The organism is Paenibacillus sp. LHD-38 (assembly GCF_031157315.1).
Classification (GTDB): Bacteria; Bacillota; Bacilli; order Paenibacillales; family Paenibacillaceae; genus Pristimantibacillus.
Genome location: NZ_JAVIFU010000127.1, coordinates 1 through 1,476, shown reverse-complemented (window position 1 = coordinate 1,476; position 1,476 = coordinate 1). Strand labels below are relative to the sequence as shown.

At 37.9% G+C, this 1,476-nt stretch carries 2 protein-coding genes; both read right to left on the bottom strand.

Going from position 1 to position 1,476, the window contains the following annotated elements:
• Window positions 1-347: 347 nt before the first annotated feature.
• Entirely contained in the window at window positions 348-758 is a 411-nt protein-coding gene (locus tag RCO25_RS34525; protein WP_309000559.1) for a hypothetical protein, read from the bottom strand.
• A 170-nt stretch (window positions 759-928) separates the two neighbouring features.
• Window positions 929-1,288: a DUF3888 domain-containing protein gene (locus RCO25_RS34520; protein ID WP_309000558.1), complete on the bottom strand. Its 360-nt coding sequence runs from the start codon at window positions 1,286-1,288 to the stop codon at window positions 929-931.
• Window positions 1,289-1,476: the final 188 nt, after the last annotated feature.

Sequence of the window (1,476 nt, the reverse complement as noted above, 5' to 3'; positions counted from 1 at the left end):
CTCGATTGATTTGTATCCGTTATTCGTACAACCTGAAAGTAGAAGGAATAGACACATTACCAACAAAAGAATGTTCTTCACCTTTCTCACAAGTGTCCTCCTTCTGTGATATGACAATATATTTTCCATAAATTAGGACGCAAAATACTGGCGAATGTTGCGCAATTCTGCCCGTTAGCTTAATAAGAAGAGCAGGCCACCGTAGCGCCTGCTCATCATGTGTGTTATTCAACTATCGTTTCCCGTTAGCTCAATGAATGTTATTTTTCGAACCACAATTTAGCTCTCATTATTACAATTGAAATTACTATTGCGCACGTAAATCCAATTAGTATTAACAGTAAATATTAATAATTCCGCTCGGGTTCTATTAGATGGTTTAGCTCTCTAATATCCTTGCTTGCCTCAGAAATTAATTTATTGCCACTACAAAGACTGGTTGATTCTATTCCTTTCAAATTCTCTGTATAGACTAAATATTTATTTCCTTTTTCAAATTCAGTTCCACACATTCCAGAGTAACCACTATACACATAACCATCTGGAAGGTTGCCCTTCCAGACCTTATCAACACTAAAAATATTTCCGCCTTCTTTATCTTTAGTGACCAAAGTACCTGTGAATACGACGCTAGATTGCTCGAATCTTTGTTGAACGCTGGCTTCACCGCAACTACATGCGAACACCTTGTTAGGGCTAAGTACACAAACACTAACCAACGTACATATAAACAAAACAATGGGTAGCATTCTTTTCATTTAACTGACACCCCACAATTTCTCGGTATAATCATTGATATAGACGGATGAAAATATAGTTGCGTTAACCTGCCCGTTAGTTTAATAAAAAGAGCAGGCTACCGTAGCGCTTGCTCCAAGGTGTGTAATTCAACTATCGTTCCCCGTTAGCTTAAACCCGACGGGTACATTTACCCTTTTATTTCGGTAACAGTGACCCTCCCTGAACTTAGATCAAAGGTCAGAGTAACAGGACCCTCAGGTGGATTATGTGGACCTGTATAAGTATCATACTTAACTTTCACATTAAAATGAAATTGTGATCCATCAGATCGCTTTATCTCTAAAATTTCCGCATTCCATAACCCATAATTACGATTTGGATATTTATTATTAATCGCTTTTCCCGCATAAGGGTCTAATAAAACTAAAAAGGCATCATAAATTTCATTATGCTTAACTTCAACACTGGCTCCCATGGTTTTTGCTACTACCTGATTTGGTATTAAAAGTATCAAAACGATAACAATGGCGGTTAATATTTGTTTCATTTTTTTAGCCCTCCCTTTACCTATAAAGGTAGGCTTTCCATTTGAAAACAAATTATAAGTTAGCTGAACTAATCTGCCCGTTCGTATTATGAGGTCAGCCAGTTTTTTCTGGTTGACCTCTTTTGTTTTGAGAGGTTTAGTAAACGGTAGCCGGGGTCGAACGTAACTGCCCGTGGGACCGTGATCCC